We start from the raw sequence: 26760 nt of genomic DNA, 5'->3' as shown, positions 1-26760 counted from the left end.
TCGCCTTCCTCGTGGTCGGGCCGATGGTCGACCTGAAGCTGATCGCGCTGCAGACCGGCACGTTCGGCAAGGCCTTCGCCCTGCGGTTCGTCCCGGTGACCTTCGCCCTCGCCGTCGGAGTGAGCGTCCTCTTCGGGTGGCTGCTGCTGTGACGCCCCCCGCCCCGTCCCCCTCGCGCCCCGTCACCGCGGAAGGAACTCGCGCCCCCCGATGAACCGTGTGACCCAGAACCTCGTCCTGACCCTGCTGGGCTGCGCCGTGCTCCGGATCTCGGCGTTCTCCACGACCTACCTCAACTACGTCAAACCGGGCTTCCGGCCGTTCCTGATCGGCGCCGGAGCGGTGCTGGTGATCCTCGGGCTCATCGGCCTGTTCCAGGCGAGCCGTGCCGGGGGAACCCCGGCGAACGAGGACCCGCGTGACGACACGCACGAGCGGCCGGACGGGCACGGCCGTCCCGTCACGCACGAGCACCCGCATGATCACGACCGGGCCGGTACGAGCGAGCACGGACCCGGTGACGGCGATGGTGACGGGCATGACCACGCGCACGGCGGCCCCCGGGTCGCGTGGCTGCTCTGCCTGCCGGTGTTCGCGATCTTCCTGATCGCGCCGCCCGCGCTGGGCTCGTTCGCCGCCTCCCGCGACGACACCCCGCCGCCCCGCGACCAGACCCTGAGTTCCTTCACCCCGCTCACCGGCACCGGCGCCGTGGAGATGACCCTCGGCGACTTCATCGGCCGCGCCTGGGACGACGACAAGAAGTCCCTCACCGGCCGCGAGGTCAAGCTGACCGGCTTCGTCTCACCGGCGAAGAAGAAGGGGCAGTGGTACGTCACCCGCATGCAGATCGCCTGCTGCGCCGCCGACGCCTTCCCCCTGAAGGTCGCGGTCAGGGGACTGCAGGAACCACCCGCCGACACCTGGGTCGAGGTCACCGGCACCTGGATCCCGCAGACCTTCGGCACGATGACCACCGGCGTCGTCTACCCCCAGATCACCGGCAAGAGCCTCATCAGGATCGACCCCCCTGAGGAGCAGTACGAGTAACGCCGGAGAGCGCGTACGGGCTCGACCTTCCCAAACGCGACCGGCCACCGGGCGATGCGACCTCGTCAGGAGGCACGCGTTGGCGGTCGCCCCGGTCCGTACCGAAGCCCGGCCACCACCGGCGACCGTCACGGCCGTACCCGGTCCCCGAACGGTGGTCCGTGTCAGACCCCGGTGGCGATCATTTCCAGCTGGATGTTGTTGATGTCCCGGAAGACCTTCTGGTACCAGGCCACGCTGGCGTCGAGGTCCTTGACGGTGAAGGCGAAATGGTGCGGGCCGCTGAAGGAAGGTGCGACAGCCGCCGGACGGTCGCCCCGCTGATCGATGTGCGTGGTCATGGTGAGACCCTTCTCGTGCCGCGTTTCGTCCTGGCCGCGTTCATGCCGTCGTGGAGCCGGATCAGCCGATCCAGACGGTCTTGAGGTTGCAGAACTCCCGGATGCCGTGAGCGGAGAGCTCACGGCCGTAGCCGGAGCGCTTGATCCCGCCGAACGGCAACTCGGGGTAGGAGACGGTCTTGCCGTTGACGAAGACCTGGCCGGCCTCCAGGTCGGAGACGAACCGCTCCTGCTCGGCCTCGTCGTCGGTCCAGGCGTTGGATCCCAGCCCGAAGGTGGTGGCGTTGGCGATCTCCAGGGCCTCCTCGATGTCCCCCACCCGATACAGCGAGGCCACCGGGCCGAACACCTCCTCCAGGTAGATGCGCATGTCGCGGGTGATGCCGGTGATCACCGTGGGCGGGTAGAACCAGCCCGGCCCATCCGGCCGCTGTCCGCCGCACAGCACGGTGGCACCGGCGGAAACGGCGTCGTCCACGATCTCCTCGATGTCGGCCCGGCCCTGCTCGGTGGCCACCGGCCCGACGTCGGTGGACGCCTCGAAGGGATCTCCCACCGTCAGCTCGCGCATGCGGGAGACGAACCTGTCGGTGAAGGCGTCGAAGACGTCTGTGTGCACGATGAACCTCTTGGCCGCGATGCAGGACTGCCCGTTGTTCTGCACCCGCGCCTCCACCGCGGTCGCGGCGGCGCGCTCCAGGTCCGCCGAGGGCATCACGACGAACGGGTCGCTGCCGCCCAGCTCCAGCACCGTGTGCTTGACCTCGTCGCCGCAGATCGCCGCCACCGAACGGCCGGCCGGCTCGCTGCCGGTCAGCGTCGCGGCCATCACCCGGGGATCGCGCAGGATCGGCTCCACCTGCCGGGAGGAGACCAGCAACGTCTGGAAGCAGCCCTCCGGGAACCCGGCGCGGCGGAAGACGTCCTGCAGGTACAGCGCGCACTGCGGCACGTTGGAGGCGTGCTTGAGCAACCCGACGTTGCCCGCCATCAGCGCCGGGGCGGCGAACCGCATCACCTGCCACATCGGGAAGTTCCACGGCATCACCGCCAGCACCGGACCCAGCGGCTGGTAGCGGCCCAGGGCACGCCGCGCCCCGACCCGCGACGGGTCGGCCAGCGGCTCGTCGGCCAGAAACCCGGCCGCGTGGTCGGCGTAGTACCGCATGCCGTGCGCGCACTTGAGCGCCTCACTCCGGGCCGACGCCAGCGTCTTGCCCATCTCCGTGGTCATCAGCTCCGCCGAGAGGTCGGCCTCCTTCTCGAACAGGTCGGCGGCAGCGCGCATCCACTCGGCCCGCTCCTCGAAACCCGTGGCGCGATAGGTCCGCCACCGCTCGTACGCCAGGCCGATCTTCCGCTGGACCTCGGCCTCGCTCAGCTCCTCGAAGGTCTTGACCGTCTCTCCGGTCGTGGGATTGATCGTGGCAATGGCCATGACTGGCCCCCTCCGCTCGTCCGAGCACTCGCCCGGCCGCCGATGCGGCCGAGCGATCAGGGAGCACCCGGAACGGGATTCTGGTTCAGCCTAGTAACGCCACAGGGGCACGGTGTCATGACGAGGTAACGCCTTGTCCCCATCTGCACAAGCGGTACGTCGACCTGGTCCGGCCTCTCCGCTCCGGCGATCTTCACGGTCCCCTCCCGAGTGCGCGCCGAGGCCGAGCCCGCGCCAGGAGGCCGGGCAGCCCAGGCAGCCCAGGCATGCGAATCGGCGCCGGCCCGGTTTCGCAAATGAAAACGATTATCACTATCATTGCTTCACCCGTCCCCTTCCAGGAGTGAAGACGCTTGGCCAGAAACGACGTACGGCCGGTGGTCAAGCTGCGGTCCACCGCAGGCACCGGCTACACCTACGTGACCCGCAAGAACCGCCGCAACGATCCCGACCGGCTCACCCTGCGCAAGTACGACCCGGTCATCCGCCGGCACACGCTGTTCCGGGAAGACCGCTGAGGCCGGCTGTTCCGAGAGAGCCGCCGAAGCCGTGAGAGAAGACGCCCACCCCGTGGCGCGAGAAAGGGAACCGCATGTCCGCACACTGCCAGCTCACCGGCGTCAAGCCGGTGTTCGGCAACAACGTCTCCCACTCCCACCGGCGCACCCGCCGCCGCTGGAGTCCCAACATCCAGCCCCGCCGCTACTGGCTGCCCGCCGAGGGCCGCTTCGTACGGCTCACGCTCAGCGCCCGAGCCGTCAGGACCATCGACAAGATCGGCATCGAGGCCGCCGTGGCCCGCATCCGTGCCCGGGGAGAACGCGTCTGATGGCGAAGAAAAGCAAGATCGCGGCCAACGAGCGGCGCAAACTCGTCGTCATCCGCCACGCGGAGCGCCGGGCCGAGCTCAAGGAGATCATCCGTACCGGCTCCCCCGACGAGCGAACCAGGGCCGTCCGCGAGCTGAGCCGCCAGCCGCGTGACGCCAGCGCCACCCGCGTGCGCAACCGCGACAGCACCGACGGCCGCCCTCGCGGGCACCTGCGCAAGTTCGGGCTCTCCCGGATCCGCTTCCGCGAACTGGCCCACCGCGGCGAGCTGCCCGGCGTCACCAAGTCCAGCTGGTAGGAGCACCACGACATGGCAGTCCCCAAACGCAAGACCTCCCGCAGCAACACCCGCCACCGTCGCTCGCAGTGGAAGGCCGCCGCGCCCGACCTCGTCCCGCTCACCGTCGGCGGGCGCGAGCTGCTGGTGCCGCGCCGGCTCGTCCGCGCCTACAGGCGCGGCCTGCTCACCCCCTGAGACCGGCCCGCACCCCATCCCGCATCACGAAAGGAGCTGTCATGTCCGTCCCCGTCGTCATCGTCTCCGGACTGCACCCCGAACCGCGCTCGGCCCTGGTGGACCGCCTGCTCGCCGATCATCCCGGCTCGGTGGCGATCCACCACGACCTGCGGCAGGTGAGCACCGGACGGGTGCAACGCGTCGTACGGAACGCGTCGGGGACGCTGGACCTGCACGAGGTGCGGCTCGCGCACGGCTGCGTCACCTGCACCGTGCGCGAGGACCTCGTCCCCGAGCTCCTGTCGCTGGCGGGCTCGGCGCCGCTGCTCATCGTGGAGCTGTGGGACTCGGTGGAGCCCAGGACCGTGGCCGAGGCGCTCGCCTGGCACGAGGACACCGTGCACCGCCTGCGCCTGACCGGGGTGCTGACCGCATTGGACGCGGCGCGAATGACCGACGACGTCTGCTGCGACGACACCCTCGCCACCCGCGGCAAGCACGCGGCGGCGGGCGACGCGCGCCACCTGGCGGAGGTGCTCGTCCGCCAGATCGAGTACGCCACCGCGCTCGTCGTGTCCGGAGCGGACGAGGAGGACGTCGAGCTGGCCCTGGCCGTGCTCGGCCACCTCACCCCCACCACCCCGGCCGCTCCTTGGGCCCTCGCCCTGCCCGCCGTCACCGGCGCGGGGATCGACGTGGAGATGCTCGGCGCCCGCGTCGACCCGGCGACCGCCCAGCTGCCCTGCGACGCGCGGACCGGGGAGATCTCCACCGTGGTCTGGCACCGGCTGCGCCCGCTGCACCCCCAGCGGCTGTTCGACGCCGTCGACGAGCTGGTCACCGAGACCGTCCGCAGCCGCGGCCGGTTCTGGCTCGCCAACCGGCACGAACGCCTGCTCGCCTGGGACGCCGTCGCGGGTGTCATCACCGTCGAGGACGCCGGTCCCTGGCTGGTCACCCTGCCCGAGGCCGCCTGGGAGATGGAGAGCCCGGCCCGGCGCATGGCGGCGACCCTCGACTGGTCCGCCCCGCTGGGCGACCGTGTCCAGCACCTCGTCTTCACCGGCCCCGACCTGGACCGCGACCGCATCCATCGGCTTCTGGACTCCTGCCTGCTCACCGAGGCCGAGACCCTGGCCGGCTCCGATGTATGGGCCGGATACCCCGACCCGTTCGCGTTCGTGCTCGACCTCGACCTGAAGGAGACCTCCGCGTGAAACCCCGCCGCACGCCCCGCAAGAAGGCCAACCCGCTGCGTGGCGTGGACTACATCGACTACAAGGACACCGACCTGCTCCGCAGGTTCGTCTCCGACCGCGGCAAGATCCGCAGTCGCCGCGTCACCGGGGTCACCGTCCGGCAGCAACGCCGGCTCGCCATCGCGATCAAGAACGCCCGCGAGATGGCCCTGCTCCCCTACGCCTCCACCTCGCCGTCCCGCTGACCAGGCAGGTGAGCGGTCCTCAGGTTGATCCGCCGGATCTCGGCGCGTCAGCCTGAGGCCACGGCGCGGACCCGGCGGCCGGATGGGAGCCCAGCCCCGGCCTCGGCCGCCGGGAGGGGATGGACGACCGGCCGCCGCGTGAGGCCGATCCGGCGGGTTCCGGTCCCCGATTTCCCAAAACAAAATCTCCCCTGAAGTTCCAGAAAAAACGAAGAGCCACAAAGACGGAACATCGATCGACAATGGTTATCCAGATCGAATCGTCACGCGTTCCCGAATTTTGAAGGACAAACTCCCCTTGGGTATCGTCGAATATGACGTAACCAGTTCAGCAGGGGGAGTCATGTCTGTTTCGACCGAGCATCGTCCGCACACCGGGCACGAACACCGGCACGGTGAGGGCTGCGGTCATGCGGCGATCCCACACGACGGCCACATCGACTACGTCCACGACGGGCACCTGCACCGATCCCATGATGACCATGCCGACGAGTGCGTTTCGGCCGCCCATGTCGAGCATGCCGGGCACGAACACCGGCACGGTGAGGGCTGCGGCCACGTGGCGATCCCGCACGACGGCCACACCGACTACGTCCACGACGGCCATCGCCACGCCTCGCACGAGGGACACTGGGACGACCACTGAGACTCAGGCGAATCTTCACGGCGGCCGGTAGTCCGCACGGGCGCGGCCGGGTTTTCCCGACGGTCGTGAAATCGCCATGAAAACCCGGCCAATTCCGTCTCCAGGCAAATTCGCAACCAGGTCGGCGGCAGGAATACGGCAAGGGCGAACGTTCGGACGCCTTGGACGGATCAAGGCGTTCATGTCAGGGGCCGACGCGTTTACGTCGCTCCCGCCGCCCATTCGCCGTCGTCCCACGGACGCTTCCCGCCGTGAACGTCTCCCTCCGGCATGACGCCAGGCGGGTGACGGCTCAGCCGGGGGCGGTGACGGCTCAGCCCGGGGCGGCGAGGGCTCCCGACCGCAGGGCGAGGAGCCAGACGGCACCGGGCAGGGCCATGCACGCCCCGAGAATCGGCAGCAGCGTACCGGGGCCGATGACGTCCAGCAGGGCGCCGGAGGCGACCGCGGACACGCCCAGGCCGGTGGTCGCCACGGCGCTCCACAGAGAGATCACGCGCCCCCGCACGGCGTTGGGCGCGCCGTTGAGGAGAGCGGCCATCGAGGTGGGGCCGTACAGCACGTCGACGGCGGCGGCGGCGGCCCACAGCACGAGCGCCGGTCCCACGGCGGAGGGCAGGCCCAGGGCGGCGGTGAACACCCCCTCCCCCACGCACGACCAGCCGAGGACGACGAGCCGGCGGTGGGCGGAGAGGCGTTCGAGGCGGGGGGCGGCCAGCAGCAGCACGACGGCGCCGGTGACGCCCTGGACCGCGTAGAACCAGCCGACCCCGCCGTCTCCCAGGTGGAAGACCTGGACGGCCAGGAAGGTCATGGTGGTGACGGTGCCACCGAGGCCCAGGCAGAAGACGGCCTCCAGCCCGAGCAGCGCGCCGATCACCCGGTCGCGGCGGGCGACGTCGAGCCCCTCGCGGAAAGCCCGCCAGCCGCGTGCGGCGCCGGGAGCGGTGTCGCCCCGGCGGGCACCGCGACGCACCATGGCGGTGAAGCCGAACGACAGCGCGAACGACAGCGCGTTGACCGCGAAGGCCCAGCGCCAGCCGATCAGGGAGACCACGGCGGCGCCGGCCATACCGCCGACCGCCTGGAACAGCAGGCCGTTGACCTGCACGGCGGCGGAGTACAGCACGTACTCCCGCGGCTGGACCAGCGAGGGCATCCACGCGTTGCGGGCCGCCTGGAACACGAAACCGGCCGCGGCGGAGGCGAAGGTCAGGGGGTAGACCAGCCAGACGGTGGCGGGGCTGTCGGCGAGCAGGAAGGCCAGCGCGAGCACGGCCATGACCGCGTCACCGGCGAGCATGAGGGTGCGGCGGTCCAGCCGGTCGGCCAGCACGCCGCCCCAGGCGCCGAAGACGATTCCCGGCAGGTAGCGCACGGCCAGCGAGGCGCCCGCGGCGAGGGCGGCGCCGGTGTGCTCGTAGATCATGGCGAAGACCGCGACCGCGGTGAACCAGCCGCCGCAGACGCTGACGAGGTTGCCCCACCACAGCAGCCGGAAGTCCCGGTTGCCGGCGAGCAGGGCGAGAAGCCCTTCGGCCACAGGGGGAGGCGCGTTCCTGATGTCGTCCACGGCGCCTCACGGTAGCCGGAAAAGAAAGTGAAAACCATCCCCAAATAATCGTTGACAATGATTATCGTTACTTCGTAGGTTTTGGGCTGATCGCCCGATATCCGAGCCGATCGCCTCGTATCCGGCCGAGCCGAGACAGAGGAGGTGAATCGAAATGAAGGTGAAGAAGCTGAAGGTTTCGCAGGTCCGCGCGAGCGTGCACTCGCACAACCACGCGACCGTCACCCGCACCAACGTCGCCTGGCGCTAGAGGCCCGGTGACCCGCCGATGACCTGAGGGTCGTCGCCCGCGTGGGGGCGCGCTCCAATCGCGCCCCCACGCGGGACTCGCACAGTAGTCCAGAGTCCAGGAAGGACGGGAGAACACGATGGACGCCCTTGCCGGCGGGACCTCGTTCGTGCCGACGGTGGACGGCTGGCTCATCCACACCCCGCAGGAGGATTTCCTCACCGTCGAGGTGGACGGCGAGCACGCCACCACGGTGCCGGACCTGCTCGCCGAGGACGGCGAGGACAACACCGATCTGCTGGAGGTGCTCAAGCAGGAGGGCGTGCTGAGCGCCCCCGCCACCCCCGCCACGCCGGGCGATGTCGTCGTGTGCGGCGAAGGCCCCCTGCTGGAGGTTCTGCCACCTCTCCTCGCCGCCTCCGGCCTGGCCGTTCGCGTCCTGCCCGGCGAGGACTCCCCCCGCGCGCGGGAGCTGGAGGGGCTGCGCGACGTCGCCGCCCTGGTGGTGGTCACCTCATGGCTGCGCGACGAACGGTTCGCCCTGATCGACGAGCACTGCCGCTCGCGGCGCCTGCCCTGGCACCTGGGACACGCCGAGGGCCGCCGCTGGTACGCCGGTCCCTTCCACACCGGCCCCGACACCGCCTCCTACCGGGACCTGCGGGTGCGCCGCCTGGCCGCCTCGCCCTGGCCCCGGGAGCTGGCCGCGCACTGGGCCTGGCTGGACGCCGGCGGCCTGCCCCAGCCCGACCCTGCGGCCCCGATCGGCGCCCACCTGATCGCCGCGCTGATCACCGCCGACCTGCGCGCCTTCCTGCACGGTGACGCTCCCCCCGGCGCCGGGGTGCAGGTGGGCGCCGATCCGGCCACCGGGCGGATCCGCCGCCACCCCGTCCTGCCGGTCCCCGGTGACCTGCTGATGGTGGAAACCCCGTGATCTCCGTCGACGTGCCGATCCCGGCCGGCGGCACCGGCCACCTGCCCGCCGACGTGTTCCTGCCCGGACGGCTCCCGGCCCCGGTGGTCGTGGTGCGTACCCCCTACGGCACGCCGGCGCTGTGGCCCGAGGCCGAGGTCCTGACCGGCGCGGGCGCCGCCGTCGTCCTGCAGGACCTGCGCGGCCGCTACCGTTCGGCCGGGACGTTCGACGCCGGCGCCGACGAGAGCGCCGACGGCCACGCCGCCCTCGACTGGATCGCCCGCCAGAGCTGGTCGGACGGGACGAGCCTGCTGTACGGCACCGCCTACGAGGCCTACGCAGCCTGGTGCGCGGCCGATCACCCCTCGGTGCGCGGCGTCGTCAGCAGGCAGCCCTGGCCGCCCCGCGTGATCGCCGTGGACGAGGAGCTGTGGTGGCGCACGGAGCTGGGCACGGGCCGCCACCCGCGACCGGGCCTGTACGACCTCGCCGCCGCCCGCGACCCCGGCCTGCGCGGCCTGCTGGCAGACCCGGCGAGCTGGCCGGTCGCGATCGGCCCCTGGCCACCCACCCCCGGCAGTTGGAAGGCCCAGGCACGCCGCGCCCTGACCCGCGTGCGCGCCGCCCGGATCCCCACCCTGCACCTGGGCAGCTGGTACTGCGGATCGGCCGGCACGTCGCTGCGCCAGGCCGCGCTCGCCCGCGAGGCCACGGTCGTGATGGGCGGATGGGCCTCGCCGCTGACCCACCGGCTGCAACGGGAGTGCGCCATCGAGGTGCCCGACGAGCCCGACCCCGGCGACCTGGCCGTCTCCTGGCTGGCCACCGCCGCCGCGAAGGGCGACCCGCGTGAGGTCACCGGCGACCTGCTCCTCACCCTGGGGACGGGGCGGTGGAAGGAGACCGGCCCGCTGCCACCGGCCGTACCCGCGCTGGAGCCCGTCGCGGTGTCACCGCGCGCGCGGCGGCACACGCTGCGTCACGATCCCGATGACCCCTACCCGTCGCTGGCGCACTCGGCCGATCTGTCCGTACTCGCCGCCCGCGACGACGTGGTGCGCCTGACGGTCCGCCCCCCGGCGCGCTGGCACGGCGCCGCGCGGCTGCGCTGCGAGGTCACCGCCGACGCGCCGGCCGAGCTCGTCGCCACGCTGGTCCACGAGCGGCCCGGCGGGGTGCGGGTGCGCCTGTGCGACGGGACGGCGCCACTGGCCGCGGGGACCCGGGAGGTGGAGGTGCGCCTGACCCCCGTCGCCGCCGAGCTGCCCGAGGGACACCTGCTGCACCTGGAACTCACCGCGGGCCGCCACCCCCGCCACCGCGCCCCGGACCGGGCGCTCGTCCTCACCTTCGACCTCGACCCCGACACCGCGCTGCTGCTGCCCCGGCCGCGCGAGGAGACGCCGTGAAAGACGCCGTGAAAGGAGACAGCGTGAAAGCGCTGGTGAACGACCGGACCGGCCTGATCACCCGCGTGGACCGGGCCGAGCCGCAGCCGTGGTGGCCGCGAGGGCTGGAGGTCTATTCCACCTCGGTGGCGGCGATCTCCCGCCACCTGCCCTGGCCCGCCGACCGCGTCTCCACCGGCACCGCCTTCAACGACCCCGGACGCGCCCGGATCGGCGCCATCGGCGAGGCGATCGAACGCTACTGCGGCAACTTCGTCCCCGCCGACCTGCGCCGCGCCTCCTACGCCGACCTCGCCCGCGCCGGTGAGCGCGCCGTCGACCCCGGCTCCCTCGCCCTGTACTCGGCGGCGCAGTACGCCGAACCGGGCTGCCCGTTCACCAGGTTCACCGCGGACCTGCCGGTGCTGTGGAGCCGCGGCGTCACCCTGGACGGCGGCGACGACGAGGAGGGGATCTGGGTGCCGTCCTCGCTGGCCTACGTCAACTACTTCCAGCCGCCGCGCGAGGCCGAACCACTCACCAACTTCGCCATGCTCGCAGGCATCGCCGCCGGCCCGGACCTGCGCGCCTCACGCGCCGCGGCACTGGAGGAGGTCATCGAGCGCGACGCGACCGTGATCTGGTGGGCCAACCGCCTGCCGGCCGCGCCGGTGGACCTGGACGACCCGCGGCTGGCGCACCTGCTGCGCCCGGCCCCGGACCTGGGGCCGGGCTGGGGTTACGCGGCCGGAACCGGTACGCAGCTGAGCTACCGGGTCGTCGCCATCCCCACCGTCTTCGACGTGGCCGTGATCGGCGTGCTGCTGCGCGACCACACCCTGGGGCTGTCGGTGTTCGGCGTCGCGGCCCGCCCCGACCCCGTCGCGGCCGTGTCCAAGGCCCTGGCCGAAGCGGTCACCCTGCGCGTCTACGCGCTCGGCCTGCTCGAACCCGACGGCGTGATCTGGCGGGCGGTGGCCGACGGCGACCTCGGCGCCGGCATCCTCCAGCCCCACCGCGCCGACCGCGCCTACCGCTCCTCCTACCGCGCCGACTTCCGCGACGTGGTCGACCTGGCCTGCCACAGCCAGATCTGGCTGGATCCGGCGATGACCGGGCACCTGGCGCCGATCACCGCGGAGAACGCGCCGGTGTCGCTGGAGCGGCTGCCCACGATCACCGGCGACGCCTACCCCGCCTACCTCGGGCGGCTGGCCGCCGCGGGCCTGACGGCTCACGCGGTGGACCTGACCACCGCCGACGTCGCCGCCACCGGCCTGCGGGTCAGCCGGGTCGTCGTCCCGGGCGCCTACTCCAACCCCCCGGCGGCCTTCCCCTTCCTGGGCGGCGGCCGCCTCTACGACGACCCGGTCCGGCTCGGCCTGCGCGCCACCGCTCTGGCTGAGGCCGACATCAACCTCGTTCCCCTGCCGCACACGTGAGGGCCGCCATGACATCGCCCCCCGCCCTCGCCCGCGACGAGCGCAGCGGCCTGGTCACCCGGCTGCTGCCAGGCCGCAGCCACGGCGTCCTGCACACCGCCACCGCCGTGCTCGCCGACACCGGCGCCTTCGCCCACCCGCTGGGAAATCCCACGGTCGGCGGCGCCTCCTTCGGTGACCCGGCCCGTGCCCGCGCCCGCGCGCTGGGCGAGGCCGCCGAACGCTACGCCGGGCACCTCATCCCCCGCTCCCGGCTGCGCCGCGACAGCTGGGAGCGGCTGACGGCCGACGGGCACGACGCCGTGGACCCCGCCGCGCTCGCCCTGTACACCCCCGCCCAGCACGAGCGTCCCGGTTTCCCGTTCGCCGGCCTGCGCCGCGCCGACGCCGTCGACTGGGTCGCCGGCCGCGCGGGCGACGGCGGCGTCGTGTGGGTACCCGCCTGCCTGGTGTGGCTGGCCCCGGGCGAGCACGCCACCGCGCGCGGCCGTCCGGTCCACCTGCCCGTCGCCGCGGGCATCGCCGCGGGCCCCACCGCACGGGCGGCCGGCGCCGCGGCGCTGGCCGAGGTCGTGGAACGGCACGCGCTGGCAACTGCCTGGCACGGCGCGCACGCCTTCCCCGCGCTGGACGCCCCGCCCCTGCCCCGCCCCGTGGGGGCCCGGCTGCGCTGGTACGCCGTACCGAACCTGCTGCGGGCGCCGGTCGTGGCGTGCCTGGCCGAGAGCGACGGGCTGCTGGGGGTCGGCTGCTCGCTGGCGGGGAGCGCGGAGGCCTCCGGCCGCAAGGCCGCGGCCGAGGCGCTGCGGTCGCTCGACGCCCTGCGGGAGGTCATCTCCGGCATCCCCGAGTGGGAAAGACCCCTGGGCGCCCTCATGCCCCACCGCGAGGACCGCCGCTACGCCGACTCCTACGCCGCCGACCTGAGCGACGCGACCGACCTGCTGTGCACGCTGCAGCTGCTGGCCGACCCGCGGGTCGCCGGCGCCGTCCGCGACCGGTTCCTCACGCCGGGCCCGCCGCCCGTACCCGAGCCGCCCGGTGCGCGGGACTGGAACGCCGGCCGGGCGCTCGCCGCGCACGGGTTGCGGCCGATCACCGTCGACCTGACCACCCGCGACCTGGCCGCGTCGGGACTCGCGGTCGCCCGGGTGGTGGTCCCCGGGCTGCGCTCCACCGCCCCGGCCGCCTTCCCCTTCCTCGGCGACGGCGCCGACCCGCTGCCCGGCACCCGCGAGCCGCTGCCGGTGCCCCACGCCTGAACCGGCCCACCCGGCCACGACCTGAGCGCACGGCCCGACCGGCCGCCGTGCGCCCCCACACCACCTCCCGCGACAGCGCGGGAACCATGAAGGAGAACCACGTCCGATGACCACACGGATGCCGATCGCCGCCGGAGCACTCGCCGCGGTCCTGCTCGCGGGCTGCGGCGCGCAGTCCGGCACGAACACGATGTCCGCGTCCCCCGGCGCGCCCCCGGCCACCGCGCCCGCGACGGCCTCCGGCGCGGGACCGCTCCAGGTGACCAACTGCGGGAGCGTCTACACCTACACCGGAACGCCGGAGAGGATCGTCACCTCCAGCACGGTCGCCACCGAGGTCGTCCTCGCCCTGGGCCTCAGGGAGCGGCTGGCCGGCACCGTCGCGGCCAAGGACATCCTCAAGGCCTACGCCGCCGACCTGGACGGCGTCAAGGTCATCGCGGAGTCGGCCTTCCCGCCACCGTCGCGGGAGGTCGTCTACTCGGCCGACCCCGATCTGGTGGTGAGCGGCTACCCCGACGACTACGGCCCCAAGGCCATGGGCGACCGAGCACAGCTGCAAAAGGACGGGGTCAACACCCACCTGCTGTCGGCGAGCTGCCCCGGCCACACCGCGAGCGTCGAGGACACCTACACCGACCTGCGTGACCTCGGCAAGATCTTCAACGTCGAGGCCAGGGCCGAAGAGCTCGTCACCGCGCTGAAGAGCGAGATCGACGCCGTCACCCCGCGCACTCCGGCGCTGCGTGTGTTCGACTACGCCGGTGGCAAGGAAAAACCGATGATGACCGGCTCGACCGCCCTGTACAACGACCTTTTCAAACGAGCCGGCGGCGAGAACATCTTTCCCGAGGTGACCGAGTTCGGGCAGGTCAGCTGGGAGGAGATCGTCAAACGCGACCCCGAGGTCATCGTCGTGGAGGACCAGGCATTCGAACCCGCCGACGCGTCGATCGCGTGGATGCGCTCGTACGCGCCGATCAGGAACGTGAGCGCGGTCAGGAACGACCGCTTCGTCGTCGTCCCGGTGAACGACCTGCAGCCGGGCCTGCGCAGCGGCCGGGCGCTCAGGGCGCTGGCCGAGGGCTTCGCCGGGTGACGGCCGCGTGGAACCTCACCAGGTGACGGCCACACGCGCGGCGGGAACCCGGCGCCGGCTCACCCTGTCGGCCGCGGTCGTCCTGCTCGCCCTGGCCCTGGCCCTCTCCCTCGTCGCGGCCGTCGGGCTGGGCCCGGTGTCCATCCCGTTCGGCGAGGTCTGGGCCGTCATCGCGGGCGCGGTGTGGCCGGACGCGGCGGCCGGGGCGCCGGGCGGGCCGCAGGCCACCATCGTGCTCGACATCCGCCTGCCCCGCGTGCTGCTGGGCGCCGTCGTCGGCGCCGGGCTCGCGGTCACCGGCGCGGTGCTGCAGGCGGTGCTGCGCAACCCCCTGGCCGACCCATACCTGATCGGCGCGAGCTCCGGAGCCTCCCTGGGAGCCGTGCTCGCCCTGCTGTCGGGCGCCTCCTGGTTCGGTGTGCTGTCCCTGCCGCTGTCGGCCTTCGCCGGCGCGATGGCGACCTTCTCGACGGTGGTGCTGCTGGCACGCCGGGGCGGCCAGCTCGCCACCACCCGCCTGATCCTGTCCGGGGTCGCCGTGGCCGCCCTCGCCGAGGCCGTGACCTCCTTCATCGTGCTCACCTCACCGCAGGCGCAGCTGCGCTCGGCGCTGTTCTGGACACTCGGCGGGCTGTCGGGGACCCAGTGGCGCGACCTGTGGGTGCCCGCCGCCGTCGTGGCGTGCGCCGCGACGTGGTTCTGGGTACGCGCGGGCCTGCTCAACGCCCTCGTCCTGGGCGAGGAGGGAGCCACCAGCCTGGGCGTCGAGGTGAACCGGGTGCGATGGCGCCTGATCGCGGCCGGCGCGGTCACCGTGGGCGCGGTCGTCTCGGTCAGCGGCGGCATCGGCTTCGTCGCGCTCATGGTGCCCCACGCGGTGCGGATGCTCGTCGGCGGCGACAACCGCCGGGTGCTGCCGCTGAGCACCTTCGGCGGAGCGCTCCTGCTGGTGTGGGTGGACGTCGGCGCGCGCCTGCTCAACCAGCCCGACGAGATTCCCATCGGCGTCATCACCGCGGTGCTCGGCGCCCCCTTCTTCCTGGTCCTGCTGGCACGCGCCGATCGGAGATCCCTGTCATGACGTCCCGCCCACCGCCGGAGCCCGAGCTCCGCGCCCCGGCCGCCCTGCGGGTGGAGGACGTGCACTGGGCGCCGGGCGGCGCGCCCGTTCTGCGCGGCATCGCTCTCACCGTGGAACCCGGGGAGGTCGTCGGCCTGATCGGTCCCAACGGCAGCGGCAAGTCCAGCCTGCTGCGATGCGTCTACCGGCGCTGCCGGCCCGATCGCGGGGTGGTCCGTCTCGACGGGGCCGACGTCTGGGCGACTCCCGCCATGCGGGTCGCCCGGCGGGTCGCCGCCGTGACCCAGGACTCCCCCGCCGACCTGGAGAACCGGGTGGAGCAGATCGTCGCGCTCGGCCGCGTCCCCTACCTGGGTGCCCTGGGCCGCCTGTCCGGCCGGGAGAGGGAGCTGATCGCCTCGGCCATGGCCCGCTGCGAGGTCTCCCATCTGGCGCGGCGCGTGTACGCGAGCCTGTCCGGCGGCGAGCGCCAGCGGGTGCAGCTGGCCCGCGCCCTGGTCCAGGAACCCGGCCTGCTCGTCCTGGACGAGCCCACCAACCATCTCGACCTGCGCCACCAGGTGGAACTGCTGGGACTGGTCGGCGAGCTGGGGGTGACGGTGGTGGCGGCCCTGCACGACCTGCAGCTGGCCGCGGCGGCGTGCGACCGCCTGGCGGTGCTCCACGACGGCCGGCTGGTGGCGGTGGGCACCCCGCGGGAGATCGTGACCGAACGGCTGCTGGCGGAGGTCTACCGGGTCGCCGCCGAGGTGAGCCGGGGCGCCGACGGCCTCCCCCGCCTCAGCCTCCCGCTGCCCGCCAGGACCGCCCGGCCGGTCGCCGCCACGGACGGTGGATGACCTTCTCCGCGGAACGGCCCGGGTGGACGACGATCAGGTGCTCCTCGGCGGGCGCGCCGGGGTCGCCCCCGTCCCGGCGGTGCCCGGGCGCCCGCGCTCCCACCAGAGCGCGGCCCCGGTGACCACCGCGCCCACGCCCTCCCAGACGCCCACGCCGACGAACGGGGCGGGGGCGGCGCCGGTCACCACCAGGAGGGTGAAGACCGCGCACGTCAGCAGGCGGAACGGCACCGTCCACAGGAAGAAGGGCCGGTAGTCGGCGGCGGCGGCCAGGAGGTAGTAGACGCCCATGTTCACCGCGGCCATCGAGGAGGCGGCGAGATACACCTTCGTGTAGTCGCCGGGGCCCCGCGTCGGCGGCGTCTCGAAGCCGAGGAGGGCGAGCATGGTGTCCGGCGACACCAGGCCGACGACGCCGAGCAGCACGGCGAGCAGGCCGAAGACGGCCATCGTCCAGCCGGACAGGGAACGTGGGAGTCGCATGGGGGGATCCTCCGGATACCGGGTCGGCGATCGTTGGGGGGTGACCTTCCAGCGATCCTAGGATCACCACCCGCGCGGGCCGGTGTCATGGGGGCGTACCGGGGCCGCCGGCGCGGATCGCCCCCCGGCCGGGGACGTCCCGCTCCGAAGAGGACGGGCCGCTCCGTAGGGAACGTTCCGCTCTGGAGGGGACGACCTGCTTCAGAGGGGGGCAACCCGCTCCGCAGGGGGCGGCCCACCGAGGAACCGGCGCTTTCCGACGGCACGGGGAAGGTGTTGGATGAGGGCATGCGCGAAGTGGGCGGGGATCGGGGGCCGATGCCGAGCCGGCGCGAGGGCGGGGGGAACCGATTCCGCCCGGCGCTTCGCGCCTTCAACCAGCTCGCCCTCGGCTCCTACAACGAGAAACTGGTCATCGAGAGCATCCGGCAGGCCGTGTCGACGAGCAGGGTGGAGATCGCCGAACGCACCGGCCTCACGCCGCAGGCGGTGTCGCGGATCACCCGCAACCTGCTCACCTCGGGCCTGCTGACCGAGGACGCCCGCCAGCCGGCGGGCGCGGGAAAGCCCCGGGTGCCGCTGCGGCTGCGCCCCGACGCCGGTTCGGCCATCGGCGTCCACCTCGACCCGAAGATGATCACCGTGGTCGCCGTCGACCTGTGCGGCGACCTGCTCGACCAGCGGCACCTGCCCCTGCCCGAACGGCCCGACCCGCAGTGGTGCCTGGCGCAGATGACCCGCCTGACGCTGGAGTCGGCCCGGGCCGCCGGTCCCGCCTCCGAGGCCCTGCTGGGGGTGGGGGTCGCCGTGCCGGGCCCGCTCGACACCCACGCCGGGCTGCTGCTCGACCCGCCGCTGTTCCAGGGCTGGAAGCACGTGGCGCTCAAGGCCGAGCTCGCCGCTCGCCTGGACGTCACCGTCATCGTCGAGAAGGACTCCACGGCCGCGGCGATCGGCGAGCGCTGGCTGGGCGCGGCCGACCGCGCCGGCGACTTCGTCTACCTCTACCTGGGCGCGGGTGTCGGCAGCGGCGCCTTCCTCAACGGTGACGTCTACCGGGGACGTACGGGCAACGCGGGCGAGGTCGGCCAGCTGTGCGCGATCGCGACCGGCAGGCTCACCCCGCAGGGCGGCCCCGACCTCGTCCCGGAGTGCGCCCCGACGTCCGCGGTGGTGGAGCGGGCCGGTGCCGCGGGCCTGGTGGTCCCGCCGGGTGACGCCGCCTACGAGTGGGTCTGCGCGGCCGCGGCGCGCGGCGACCGGCGGGCGGTCACGGTGATCGAGGAGGTGGCCCGCGTGATCGGCCTGGGCGCCGCCGGGCTCATCGACCTGCTGGACGTCGAGCTGCTCATCATCGGCGGGCCCGCCGTCCTGCCCTCCGTGGCCGACATCTACCACGGGCAGATCGCCGCCGCCGTGAACGGGTTCCCGATGGCCAGGCACCTGCGCGAGGTGGAGGTCGCCCACTCGCGCCTCAACCGGGCCGCGGCGGCGGTGGGGGCCGCCTCCAGCGTGTTCCACGAGGTGTTCGCGCCCAGCCTGGGCTCACGGACGCGGACGGCGCACCCGGACGCCGTGTGACCGCACCCGCGACGACGCGGGCACTTTACAGGGACGGTGACGGGGTTTCCGCTGCGGATTGACATAGTCAATCCAATGGATTTACATATTCGTAACCTCCGTCACCCCCCATCGAAGGCGAATTGGTGAATAACCGCCACAAACCCCTCCTGAGAGCGACGCTGGCCGTCTCCCTCCTCGCGGCCGCCCTGAGCTGGTCGGCCACGACCCCCGCCCTCGGCGCGCAGGCCGCCGCCGCACCCCCCACCGTGAAGAACAAGGTCTACGCGGGCTACCAGGGGTGGTTCAACGCCGCCGGCGACGGCTCGCCGCTCAACAACTGGCGGCACTGGTCCCGCGGGACCCAGCCCTCGCCGGGCAACCAGACCTTCGAGCTCTACCCGGACATGAGCAGGTACCCCGCCTCGGCCAGGTACCAGACCGGGTACGCCGCGCTCGGCAACGGCCAGCCCGCGACGCTCTTCTCCTCCTACCCGACGGCCGTCATCGACCAGCACTTCCAGTGGATGGGCCAGCACGGCATCGACGGCGCCGCGATCCAGCGCTTCGGCAGCGACGTCGCCGATCCCGCCTCGGCCAACGCCCAGGTCCGCAACACGATCACCTCCAGGGCGAGGGACGCGGCCGAGAAGCACGGCCGCGGCTTCTACGTCGAGTACGACGTCAGCGGCCTCACCGACGCCAACGTGGAGCAGGTCCTCACCCGGGACTGGACCGACGTGATCACCGGTCAGCTCCGCCTCACCGACTCCCCGGCGTACGCCAGGGAGAACGGCAAGCCCGTGGTCGAGATCTGGGGCTTCGGCTTCGAGGACCGGCCCGGCACGGCCGCCCAGGCCGAGCGCATCGTGCGCTGGTTCAAGGACCGCGGCCTGTACGTCATCGGCGGCGTGCCGCGCGAGTGGCGCACCGGCGCCGGCAAGCCCGGGTTCGCCCCGGTGTACCGGGCGTTCGACATGATCTCGCCGTGGATGGTGGGATACGTCGGCGACACGAACGGCCTGCTCACCGGCGACCGCGACGCGCTGAACGCGACCGGCCAGGCCTACCAGCCGGTCATCTACCCGGGCTTCGCCTGGTCCAACTGGAACGGCGGCGCGCGCAACATGATCCCGCGCCGGTCCGGCGACTTCATGTGGGAGCAGGCCACCAGCGTGCGCCGGGCGGGGGTGCCGCAGGCGTTCATCGCGATGTTCGACGAGTACGACGAGGGCACCGCCCTCGCGCCGGGCGCCGAGGACTCCTCGCAGGTGCCGACCAACCAGTACTTCCTGACTACCAGCGCCGACGGCAAGTACGTGGCCTCGGACTTCTACCTGCGCCTGGCGGGCAAGGCGACCCGCATGATCACCGGTCTCGACCCGCTGGTGACCACGGTGCCCATCCCGCTCAGCACCGGGCCGGTCTTCTTCCGCACCAGCGTGGAGGCGGGGACCGACGCCCAGCCGACGTGGAACAACACGCCGGGCGGCGGCGGCACCACCAACGTCACCGGCCAGTCGCTCGCCGTCGCGGCCAACGAGGACAACCAGATCGGCTCCTCCGCCCTGCGCATCCGGGGCAGCGCCGCCTCCGCCGCGGCCTCGCACGCCTACTTCCAGGTGTTCGACGTGAACATCCCGGTGACCGCCGCGACCAAGCTGCAGTACTCCTTCCTGCCGAAGGACGCGGGCGGGCGCAACGTCGCGGTCGACTTCGTGATGACGGACGGCACCACGCTCCGCGACAGCTCCGCCGCCACGACCACCGGCGTCGACATGCACCCGGGCGCGGCCAAGGGCACGGTCGGCTCGTGGACACGGATCCAGAGCGACTTCGGCTCCGCGCTGAACGGCAAGACGATCGACAAGATCCTCGTCGGCTACGACCGCAGCGGCACGGCGGGTCCCTTCACCGCCTACATCGACGACATCACCGTCACCAACTCCTGACCCCCGCCCCCGGCCGGGGTACGGCGCCCGTCGCGGCGCCGTACCCCGGCCGAGTCATGTCACGGGCAGGGCACCGGACAACGGCGCGGGAACGTCGAAGGGGGTCGTACTCGACCGGAGATCGCGGTGCTCGCATGGCGGCACGGCAGGACTGGAGGAGGGGCGAGAGGAGGGCTACAATAATCCCTCGTTTAAAAATAAAAATAGTCCCTCTTAATTGTCTCACAAGGAGTCCTGAGTGTCAATTCCCGAGGAGATCGCCGAGGAGCGGGAGTACGTCACCGGGTTGTACGGCCAGCTGGACGAGCTCCGCGGGCGGGTCTCCGGCCGGTTGGACGCTGTCCTGGCCGACAGCTCGGGCGGCCCCCAGGCGCGGGCCGAGCGGGAGGCCGCCGCGGCGAGGTACGCCGGGCGGCTCGCCGGGCTGCGGGCCGCCGAGAACCGGCTGTGCTTCGGCCGCCTGGACCTGCACGACGGCGAGCGCCGCCACATCGGCCGGGTCGCGCTGCACGACGAGGAGCACGAGCCGCTGCTCGTCGACTGGCGCGCCCCCGCCGCCCGGCCCTTCTACCTGGCCACCGCCGCCGCCCCGGACGGCGTGCGGCGGCGCAGGCACATCAGGACGAGGCGGCGCACGGTCGTCGCGGTCAGCGACGAGATCCTCGACCTCGGCGCGGCGGACGCGGAGCGGGGCGGGGAGGCGGCCCTGCTCGCCGCGCTCCGCGCCGGCCGCACCGGGCGGATGGGCGACATCGTCGAGACCATCCAGGCCGAGCAGGACCGGGTCATCCGCTGCGACCACCGGGGCGTCCTCGTCGTGCAGGGCGGTCCGGGCACCGGCAAGACGGTCGTCGCCCTGCATCGGGCCGCCTACCTGCTGTACACGCACCGGGAGCTGCTGGACCGGCGCGGTGTGCTGATCGTCGGCCCGAACGCCACCTTCCTGCGCTACATCGGCCAGGTGCTGCCCTCGCTGGGCGAGACCGGCGTCCTGCCGGCCACCGTCGGGGAGCTCTACCCGGGGGTCGACGCCCGCCGCGAGGAGGCGCCCGAGGTGGCCGCGATCAAGGGCAGGGCGGAGATGGCGGGCGTGGTGGCCGCGGCCGTACGGGACCGGCAGTGGGTGCCCGGCGACGCGCTGGAGGTCGTCACCGACGACATGACGCTGCGGCTGGACCGCGCGGCCTGCCTGCGCGCCCGCGAGGCGGCCCGGCGTTCCATGCTGCCCGGCGACGAGGGCCGTACCCACAACCAGGCCGCGCCGATCGCCGCGCGGGAGGTCGTGCGCGCGCTGGTCCGCGAGGTCGCCGTCCGCCTCGGCGAGGACCTGCTCACCGAGGCCGACCTCGACCTCATCCGCGACGACCTGCGCCGGGACCCGGGGGTGCTGCGGGCGATCGACGCCGTGTGGCCCGTCCTCACCCCGCAGCGCCTGATCGAGGACCTGTTCGCCGCGCCGGAGCGGCTCGCCCGCGCCGCGCCCGGCCTCACCGCGGCCGAACGCGGCCTGCTGCGCCGCGACCCCGGCGGCGGCTGGAGCCCGGCCGACGTGCCGCTGCTCGACGAGGCGGCGGAGCTGCTCGGCGAGGACACCTCCGCCGAGCGGGCCGCGGCCCGGCTCCGGCACCGGCGCCGGGTCGCCTACGCCCAGGGGGTGCTGGACATCTCCCACGGCTCCCGCCCCACCGACCTGGAGGAGGGGGAGGTCGCCGAGATCCTCACCGCCGCCGACCTGGTGGACGCCGAGCGACTGGCCGAGCGGCACGAGGAGGCCGACACCAGGACCACCGCCGAGCGGGCGGCGGCCGACCGCACCTGGAGCTTCGGCCACGTGATCGTGGACGAGGCGCAGGAGCTGTCCCCGATGGCCTGGCGGCTGCTGATGCGGCGCTGCCCGGGGCGGTGGATGACGCTGGTGGGCGACGTGGCCCAGACCGGCGACCCGGCGGGCGCCTCGTCCTGGCAGGAGGTCCTCGGGCCGTACGCGGGAGACCGGTGGCGGCTCGCCGAGCTGACCGTGAACTACCGGGTGCCGGCCGAGATCGCGGCCCTGGCAGCCGAGGTCCTCGCCGCGCTCGGCACCGGCCTCACCCCGCCGCGCCCGGTGCGCGGCACCGGCGTCGAGCCGTGGCGGGTCCGCGCCGACTCGGCGGGCGCGGTCGTGGACCAGGTGGTTCGCGAGGCCGCCGCGCTCGGCGAGGGGCGGCTGGCGGTGATCGTGCCCACCGGGCGGCTCGCCGAGCTGGGCGCGGAGATCGCCGCCGCGCTGCCGGACGCCTCTATCGGCGAGGACCCCGAGCTGGAACGCCGGGTCGTGGTGCTGGACGTGCGCCGGTCCAAGGGCCTGGAGTTCGACACGGTGCTCGTCGTCGACCCGGCGCGGATCGCGGCCGAGTCGCCGCGCGGCCCCAACGACCTCTACGTCGCGCTCACCCGGCCCACCCGGCGGCTGGGCGTGCTCCACCCCGGCGAGCCGCCCGCCCTGTTCGCCCGCCTGTCCGCGCCGCCCGGAGCCGAGGACCGGGAACCGGCGGGGCGGGCTCACCGGCAAGGTCCCGCCGGCCCGCCCTGAGGCTCCCGGAGGGACGAACCGGCTACGCGCGCACGGCGTCCGGGGCAGGATGATCACATGACAGGGAAGAACGGCGGGCGATGGAACCACAACATCCATTACCACCCCCACATCCTGCGCGCCGTCCCCGGCGGCGCCCGGCACGCCCTCGACGTCGGCTGCGGCGAGGGCATGCTCGCCCGTGAGGACGGCCCCCGGGGCGAGCGCGTCGAAAAGGTTCCCCGCGCGGGTCGCCGGTCTCCGGCACGCGCCGGAACGATCTCGGGGCCGCCCGGGAACACCCGCCGGGCGCGGGCGGGCGTATCGTCTCACGGTGCGCGTACGAACGGCACTCGAGGCCATCTCCCTGCGCCCGTCCGCCTTCCTGCGGTCCTCGTGGCCGTGGATGTCGCTGGCGTACCTGTTGTCGAGCGTCCTGTCGTGCTGTCTCGCCGGGCTGGTCGCGGCGGCCCTCGCCCTGCTGGAGCCGGTGCCGGTCCGGGTGGCCGCCGGGCTGGCCGTCCTGGTGGCGGCGGTCCCGCTGGTGGCCGGGACCGAGCGCCGGCGGTTGCGGCTGGTGGACACCGTTCCGCTGGCGGGAGCCGCGGGCGGGCGATGGCGCGGCGCCGGCCTGGCCCTCACCTCGCTGCTGGCCCTGTGGTGGGTCGACGTGGTGATGGCCGGTCTCACCGTCGCCGGCCCGGTCCTGCTGATCCTGACGCCCCTCGTGCAGCCGCCGGCGCCCGAAGGCGACCTGACACCGCCCCAGGCGCTGGCCGTCTCCGCGGCGGGCGTGCTCCTGGTCCTTCCCGCGGTCTACGCGTTCACCGCCTGGGCGGGCGCGCGCGGGGCGATGGCCAGGGGCCTGCTCGTCCCCCGGGACGCGGAGCTGAACGAGGTCCTGCGGTCGCGGGCCAGGCTCGTGGACGCGTTCGAGGTGGAACGGCGCAGGATCGAGCGCGACCTGCACGACGGCGCCCAGCAGCGGCTCGTCGCGCTCTCCATGAGGCTGGGGCTGGCCAGGCTCGACCTGCCGCCGGACTCCCCGGCGGCGGAGCAGCTGGCGCAGGCCCACCAGGAGGCCAAGCGGGCGCTGGGCGAGCTGCGGGAACTGGTCCGCGGCGTGCACACGCGGGTGCTCACCGACCGCGGCCTGCCCGCCGCCGTCCGGGAGGTCGCCGGGCGTTCCCCGATCCCCGTGGACGTGGACGTCGTGCTGGATGACCGGCTGCCCGCCGCCGTGGAGGTGGCCGCCTTCTACGTCGTCTCCGAGGCGCTGGCGAACGTCGCCAAGCACGCTCAGGCGACCCGGGCCCTGGTACGCGGCCGGCTCACCGGCCGGACCCTGCTCCTGGAGGTCCGGGACGACGGCCGGGGCGGCGCGGACGCGACCGGGGGCACGGGGCTGACCGGACTGTCCGACCGGCTCGCGGTGGTCGGCGGCAGAATGTCGCTGTCGAGCCCGGTGGGCGGGCCGACGCTGATACGAGTGGAGATCCCGTGCGCGTGGTGATCGCGGAGGACGACGTCCTGCTGCGCGAGGGGCTCGCCGGCCTGCTCGAACGGTTCGGGCACACGGTCGTCGCCTCGGTGGGGGACGCCCGCGCTCGCCCTCGCGGCGCGGGAGTACCGGCCCGACGTCGTGGTGACCGACGTGCGGATGCCGCCCGGCTTCACCGATGAGGGGCTGCGCGCCGCGATCGCGCTGCGCGGGGAACACGCGGGCCTCGCCGTGCTCGTGCTCAGCCAGTACGTCGAGCAGACCTACGCCGCCGAGCTCCTCGAATCAGGTGGGGGCGTCGGCGTCGGCTACCTGCTGAAGGACCGGATCGGGGACGTGGCCGAGTTCGCCGACGCGCTCGTGCGGGTGGCGGAGGGCGGCACCGTCGTCGACCCCGAGGTGGTGCGCCAGCTCCTCGCCCGGCGTCGCGACCCGCTGGGGCGGCTCACCCCCAGGGAGCTGGAGGTGCTGGCCTTCATCGCCGAGGGGCGGGCCAACGCCTCGATCGCCCGCGAGCTGTTCGTCACCGAGGCCGCGGTGGCCAAGCACATCGCGGGCATCTTCGCCAAGCTCGACCTTCCGCCGGCCACCGACGGGCACCGCCGCGTGCTCGCCGTCCTCGCCTACCTGGGCGTCTGAGGGTAGTGCCCGCTCTACCCCGGAGCCTCGTCCCAGCGCCAGTGCGGTGGCCGGGCCGCGCCGGTTGAATCTCGGGCATGACGAGAACACACGGCACGCCGCCCGCCTTCCGCTTCCCCGGCCGCTGGCCGGAGGGGGCGGGACTGGTCCTGGGCCCGAGCCTGGTCCTGGCGGGCGTGCTGCTGCGCCTCGGGGCCGGCGACTTCTTTCCCGAACAGCTCGCGGCCTTCTCCGACAACCCCGCGCTGATGACCGCCTCCTACGGCGCCTTCGCCGCTGGGATCGTCCTGCTGGCGCCCGCGGTCATGGCCGTGGCCGGGCGGATCGGGCTCTCCCACCCCCGCTGGGCGCTGTGGGGCGGGGGGCTGGTCCTGGCCGGGCTGTTCGCCCGCGTCTTCCACGCCGGCGTGAGCCACCTGGCCTTCCAGCTGGTGGACGTGCGGGGCCTGGACCTCACGCGGGGGGCCGTCGGCGACCAGTACTCGGCGTTCCACGTCTTCCAGACGCTCAACGTCGCCGTCCTCGCCGGGTGGATCGTCCTGGCCGCCGGCGCCTGGCGGGCCGGCGTGTTCGGCACCGGGGTGGCCGGGACGGCGCGGTGCGTCGCGCTCGGGCTGATGTCGGCCATGCCACTGGGCGTGCTCAAGGGCACGGGCCCGATGTCGGTCCTCGCCGCGACGGGTCTGTGCGTCGCGCTGGTACCGCTCGGCGTCACGATTCTCAGGGACGGGGACGCGCCCAGGTGGTGGGCGTACCCGGTGGCGGTGGCCGTGGTGGCCGGGGCGGTGTTCCTCGGCGTCGCGGGCTAGCGCCTCGTACCCCCGGGTGGCCGGTGCGATCGAGAGAGTCATCTCGGTCATTTCCCACCCAAAACACGCAAGTAGTTAGCATTGGGCGGAAAGAGCGAGATCGGTCACAGGGGCCAAGGGTTGCTATTTTGGGTAGCCTAACCTAACTTTGGGGCGAAGTTTTTTCTTGTGAGATAGGAACACCGCATGCGCACGTTGCGTCGGGTTCTCGTCGTGGCGACGTTGAGCCTTGCGCTCAGTGGTTGCGGTGCGCAGAACTCCCCCGGCACGCAGAACTCCTCCGGCACCCAGCCCTCCTCGGGTGCCCAGCCCTCGTCGTCCGGCCCGTGGTCGTTCACCGACGGCTCCGGCGAGACGGTCAAGGCCGACAAGGTCCCCACCCGGATCATCGCCCACTCCGGCGAGGCGGCCGCGCTGATGTCGTTCGGCATCAAGCCGGTCGGCATCTACGCCGACGAGTCGGTCAAGACCGACCCCAACCTCAAGGACCTCGACCTCTCCGGGATCGAGCTCCTCGGCCAGGAATGGGGGAAGATCGACGTGGAGAAGGCCGCCGGGTTGCGGCCGGATCTGATCGTCGCCGACTGGTGGCCGGCGGAGAAGGCGCACAGCGGCATGGAGGAGGGCGTCGACGAGAAGAGCAAGAAGCTCGCCGAGCTCGCCCCCGTGGTGGGCGTCTCCCAGGGCAAGTCCATCGAGGACCTGGCCGAGGGCTACGAGAGCCTCGCCAAGAGCCTGGGCGCCAAGGTCGACGCCCCCGAGATCGCCGCGAACAAGAAGCGCTTCGAGGAGTCCGTCGAGAAGTTCAAGGCCGCGGTCGCCGAGAAGCCCGGCCTGACGGCCCTCGGCATGTCGCCCGCCGAGGACAGGCTCTACGCCGCCAACCCCGAGTACGCGCCCGAGCTGCTGGACTTCCAGCGCTGGGGCCTGAAGGTGATCAACCCGGCCGAGCCCGACCCGGGCTTCCCGTACTGGGAGAACCTCAGCTGGGAGAACGCCGACAAGTACCAGCCCGACCTGATCCTGTGGGACGGCCGGTCCTTCACGCTGACGGCCAACGCCGAGTGGGGCAAGAAGCAGCCCACCTGGTTCAAGATCAAGGCGGCCAAGGCGGGCGCGGTGGCGGCCTGGCCGGCGTACTGGCTGCACACGTTCGGCGACTTCGCCACCGAGGTGGACAAGCTGACCGAGGCGATCAAGGCCGCCGACGAGAACCTCGGCGACTGA

The 26760-nt window shown here is 73.1% G+C and carries 25 protein-coding genes and 1 pseudogene; 21 read left to right on the top strand and 5 right to left on the bottom strand.

The genetic code is table 11. From position 1 onward, the window contains the following. The first annotated feature begins 210 nt into the window (after nt 1–210). Nucleotides 211–1050: a TIGR03943 family putative permease subunit gene (locus ACFYWM_RS41755; RefSeq protein ID WP_389926470.1), complete on the top strand. Its 840-nt coding sequence runs from the start codon at nt 211–213 to the stop codon at nt 1048–1050. Nucleotides 1051–1214: 164 nt separating this feature from the next. Here ACFYWM_RS41755 and ACFYWM_RS41750 read toward each other — a convergent pair whose 3' ends face one another. Together ACFYWM_RS41750 and ACFYWM_RS41745 are read right to left on the bottom strand one after the other, a co-directional pair. Then, complete coding sequence (locus ACFYWM_RS41750) at nt 1215–1391, bottom strand: VOC family protein (protein WP_389926468.1); 177 nt, start codon at nt 1389–1391, stop codon at nt 1215–1217. 61 nt (nt 1392–1452) lie between these two features. Then, nucleotides 1453–2829: an NADP-dependent succinic semialdehyde dehydrogenase gene (locus ACFYWM_RS41745; protein ID WP_389926465.1), complete on the bottom strand. Its 1377-nt coding sequence runs from the start codon at nt 2827–2829 to the stop codon at nt 1453–1455. 353 nt (nt 2830–3182) lie between these two features. Between ACFYWM_RS41745 and rpmG the strand changes: the two genes are divergently transcribed. The 6 genes from rpmG (at nt 3183) to rpsR (ending at nt 5560) form a co-directional block, all read left to right on the top strand. After that, a complete protein-coding gene (gene rpmG, locus ACFYWM_RS41740) occupies nt 3183–3347 on the top strand; it encodes a 50S ribosomal protein L33 (RefSeq protein ID WP_389926462.1) in 165 nt (54 codons plus the stop codon). A 74-nt stretch (nt 3348–3421) separates the two neighbouring features. Then, nucleotides 3422–3658, top strand: coding sequence for a 50S ribosomal protein L28 (gene rpmB, locus ACFYWM_RS41735; protein ID WP_389926459.1), 237 nt, complete (start codon nt 3422–3424; stop codon nt 3656–3658). Beyond that, complete coding sequence (rpsN, locus tag ACFYWM_RS41730) at nt 3658–3957, top strand: 30S ribosomal protein S14 (protein ID WP_389926456.1); 300 nt, start codon at nt 3658–3660, stop codon at nt 3955–3957. The genes rpmB and rpsN overlap by 1 nt, the downstream gene beginning before the upstream one ends. Before the next feature lie 12 nt (nt 3958–3969). After that, nucleotides 3970–4134: a 50S ribosomal protein L32 gene (gene rpmF / locus ACFYWM_RS41725; RefSeq protein ID WP_389926453.1), complete on the top strand. Its 165-nt coding sequence runs from the start codon at nt 3970–3972 to the stop codon at nt 4132–4134. 41 nt (nt 4135–4175) lie between these two features. Next, nucleotides 4176–5333, top strand: a complete 1158-nt coding sequence (locus ACFYWM_RS41720) for a CobW family GTP-binding protein (RefSeq protein ID WP_389926450.1) — start codon at nt 4176–4178, stop codon at nt 5331–5333. Then, nucleotides 5330–5560: a 30S ribosomal protein S18 gene (gene rpsR / locus ACFYWM_RS41715; RefSeq protein ID WP_389926447.1), complete on the top strand. Its 231-nt coding sequence runs from the start codon at nt 5330–5332 to the stop codon at nt 5558–5560. The genes ACFYWM_RS41720 and rpsR overlap by 4 nt, the downstream gene beginning before the upstream one ends. A 328-nt stretch (nt 5561–5888) precedes the next feature. Here the strand turns inward: rpsR and ACFYWM_RS41710 are convergent, their stop codons facing one another. Together ACFYWM_RS41710 and ACFYWM_RS41705 are read right to left on the bottom strand one after the other, a co-directional pair. Beyond that, complete coding sequence (locus tag ACFYWM_RS41710) at nt 5889–6167, bottom strand: hypothetical protein (RefSeq protein WP_389926445.1); 279 nt, start codon at nt 6165–6167, stop codon at nt 5889–5891. Between the two features lie 352 nt (nt 6168–6519). After that, entirely contained in the window at nt 6520–7779 is a 1260-nt protein-coding gene (locus tag ACFYWM_RS41705) for an MFS transporter (RefSeq protein WP_389926442.1), read from the bottom strand. 368 nt (nt 7780–8147) lie between these two features. On the opposite strand from ACFYWM_RS41705, the gene ACFYWM_RS41700 reads away from it, so the two are divergent. From ACFYWM_RS41700 to ACFYWM_RS41670, 7 genes are all read left to right on the top strand, one after another. Then, entirely contained in the window at nt 8148–8945 is a 798-nt protein-coding gene (locus ACFYWM_RS41700; protein WP_389926439.1) for a hypothetical protein, read from the top strand. Next, nucleotides 8942–10336, top strand: coding sequence for a CocE/NonD family hydrolase (locus ACFYWM_RS41695; protein WP_389926436.1), 1395 nt, complete (start codon nt 8942–8944; stop codon nt 10334–10336). Before ACFYWM_RS41700 ends, ACFYWM_RS41695 begins: the two co-directional genes overlap by 4 nt. A gap of 23 nt (nt 10337–10359) precedes the next feature. Beyond that, nucleotides 10360–11757, top strand: a complete 1398-nt coding sequence (locus ACFYWM_RS41690; RefSeq protein ID WP_389926434.1) for a YcaO-like family protein — start codon at nt 10360–10362, stop codon at nt 11755–11757. 8 nt (nt 11758–11765) lie between these two features. After that, nucleotides 11766–13019: a YcaO-like family protein gene (locus tag ACFYWM_RS41685; protein WP_389926431.1), complete on the top strand. Its 1254-nt coding sequence runs from the start codon at nt 11766–11768 to the stop codon at nt 13017–13019. Nucleotides 13020–13125: 106 nt separating this feature from the next. Beyond that, the gene (locus ACFYWM_RS41680) at nt 13126–14118 is read left to right on the top strand and encodes an ABC transporter substrate-binding protein (RefSeq protein WP_389926429.1); all 993 of its coding nucleotides are present in this window, start codon (nt 13126–13128) and stop codon (nt 14116–14118) included. A gap of 22 nt (nt 14119–14140) precedes the next feature. After that, a complete protein-coding gene (locus ACFYWM_RS41675; RefSeq protein WP_389926426.1) occupies nt 14141–15199 on the top strand; it encodes a FecCD family ABC transporter permease in 1059 nt (352 codons plus the stop codon). Next, nucleotides 15196–16038: an ABC transporter ATP-binding protein gene (locus ACFYWM_RS41670; RefSeq protein WP_389926424.1), complete on the top strand. Its 843-nt coding sequence runs from the start codon at nt 15196–15198 to the stop codon at nt 16036–16038. The genes ACFYWM_RS41675 and ACFYWM_RS41670 overlap by 4 nt, the downstream gene beginning before the upstream one ends. 33 nt (nt 16039–16071) lie before the next feature. Here ACFYWM_RS41670 and ACFYWM_RS41665 read toward each other — a convergent pair whose 3' ends face one another. After that, a complete protein-coding gene (locus ACFYWM_RS41665; protein ID WP_389926422.1) occupies nt 16072–16521 on the bottom strand; it encodes a hypothetical protein in 450 nt (149 codons plus the stop codon). Between the two features lie 288 nt (nt 16522–16809). On the opposite strand from ACFYWM_RS41665, the gene ACFYWM_RS41660 reads away from it, so the two are divergent. From ACFYWM_RS41660 to ACFYWM_RS41630, 7 genes and pseudogenes are all read left to right on the top strand, one after another. Beyond that, a complete protein-coding gene (locus ACFYWM_RS41660; protein WP_389926420.1) occupies nt 16810–18102 on the top strand; it encodes an ROK family protein in 1293 nt (430 codons plus the stop codon). 125 nt (nt 18103–18227) lie between these two features. After that, nucleotides 18228–20033 carry a glycoside hydrolase family 71/99-like protein gene (locus ACFYWM_RS41655; RefSeq protein WP_389926417.1) on the top strand — a complete coding sequence of 602 codons (1806 nt, stop codon included), beginning with the start codon at nt 18228–18230 and terminating at the stop codon, nt 20031–20033. Between the two features lie 238 nt (nt 20034–20271). Beyond that, complete coding sequence (locus ACFYWM_RS41650) at nt 20272–22605, top strand: HelD family protein (protein WP_389926414.1); 2334 nt, start codon at nt 20272–20274, stop codon at nt 22603–22605. Nucleotides 22606–22918: 313 nt separating this feature from the next. Further along, nucleotides 22919–24097 (top strand): histidine kinase, encoded by a 1179-nt coding sequence (locus ACFYWM_RS41645; protein ID WP_389926411.1) that lies wholly within the window; start codon nt 22919–22921, stop codon nt 24095–24097. Beyond that, nucleotides 24085–24724: pseudogene (locus ACFYWM_RS41640) on the top strand (response regulator transcription factor). The gene ACFYWM_RS41645 and the pseudogene ACFYWM_RS41640 overlap by 13 nt, the downstream one beginning before the upstream one ends. Before the next feature lie 77 nt (nt 24725–24801). Continuing rightward, nucleotides 24802–25533, top strand: coding sequence for a hypothetical protein (locus ACFYWM_RS41635; protein ID WP_389926408.1), 732 nt, complete (start codon nt 24802–24804; stop codon nt 25531–25533). Between the two features lie 186 nt (nt 25534–25719). Further along, nucleotides 25720–26760: an ABC transporter substrate-binding protein gene (locus ACFYWM_RS41630; protein WP_389926405.1), complete on the top strand. Its 1041-nt coding sequence runs from the start codon at nt 25720–25722 to the stop codon at nt 26758–26760.

The organism is Streptosporangium sp. NPDC002721, from assembly GCF_042888905.1.
Taxonomy (GTDB): domain Bacteria; phylum Actinomycetota; class Actinomycetes; order Streptosporangiales; family Streptosporangiaceae; genus Streptosporangium.
The sequence above is the reverse complement of the archived record's forward strand: the minus strand, read 5'-3'. Positions and strand labels throughout refer to the sequence as shown.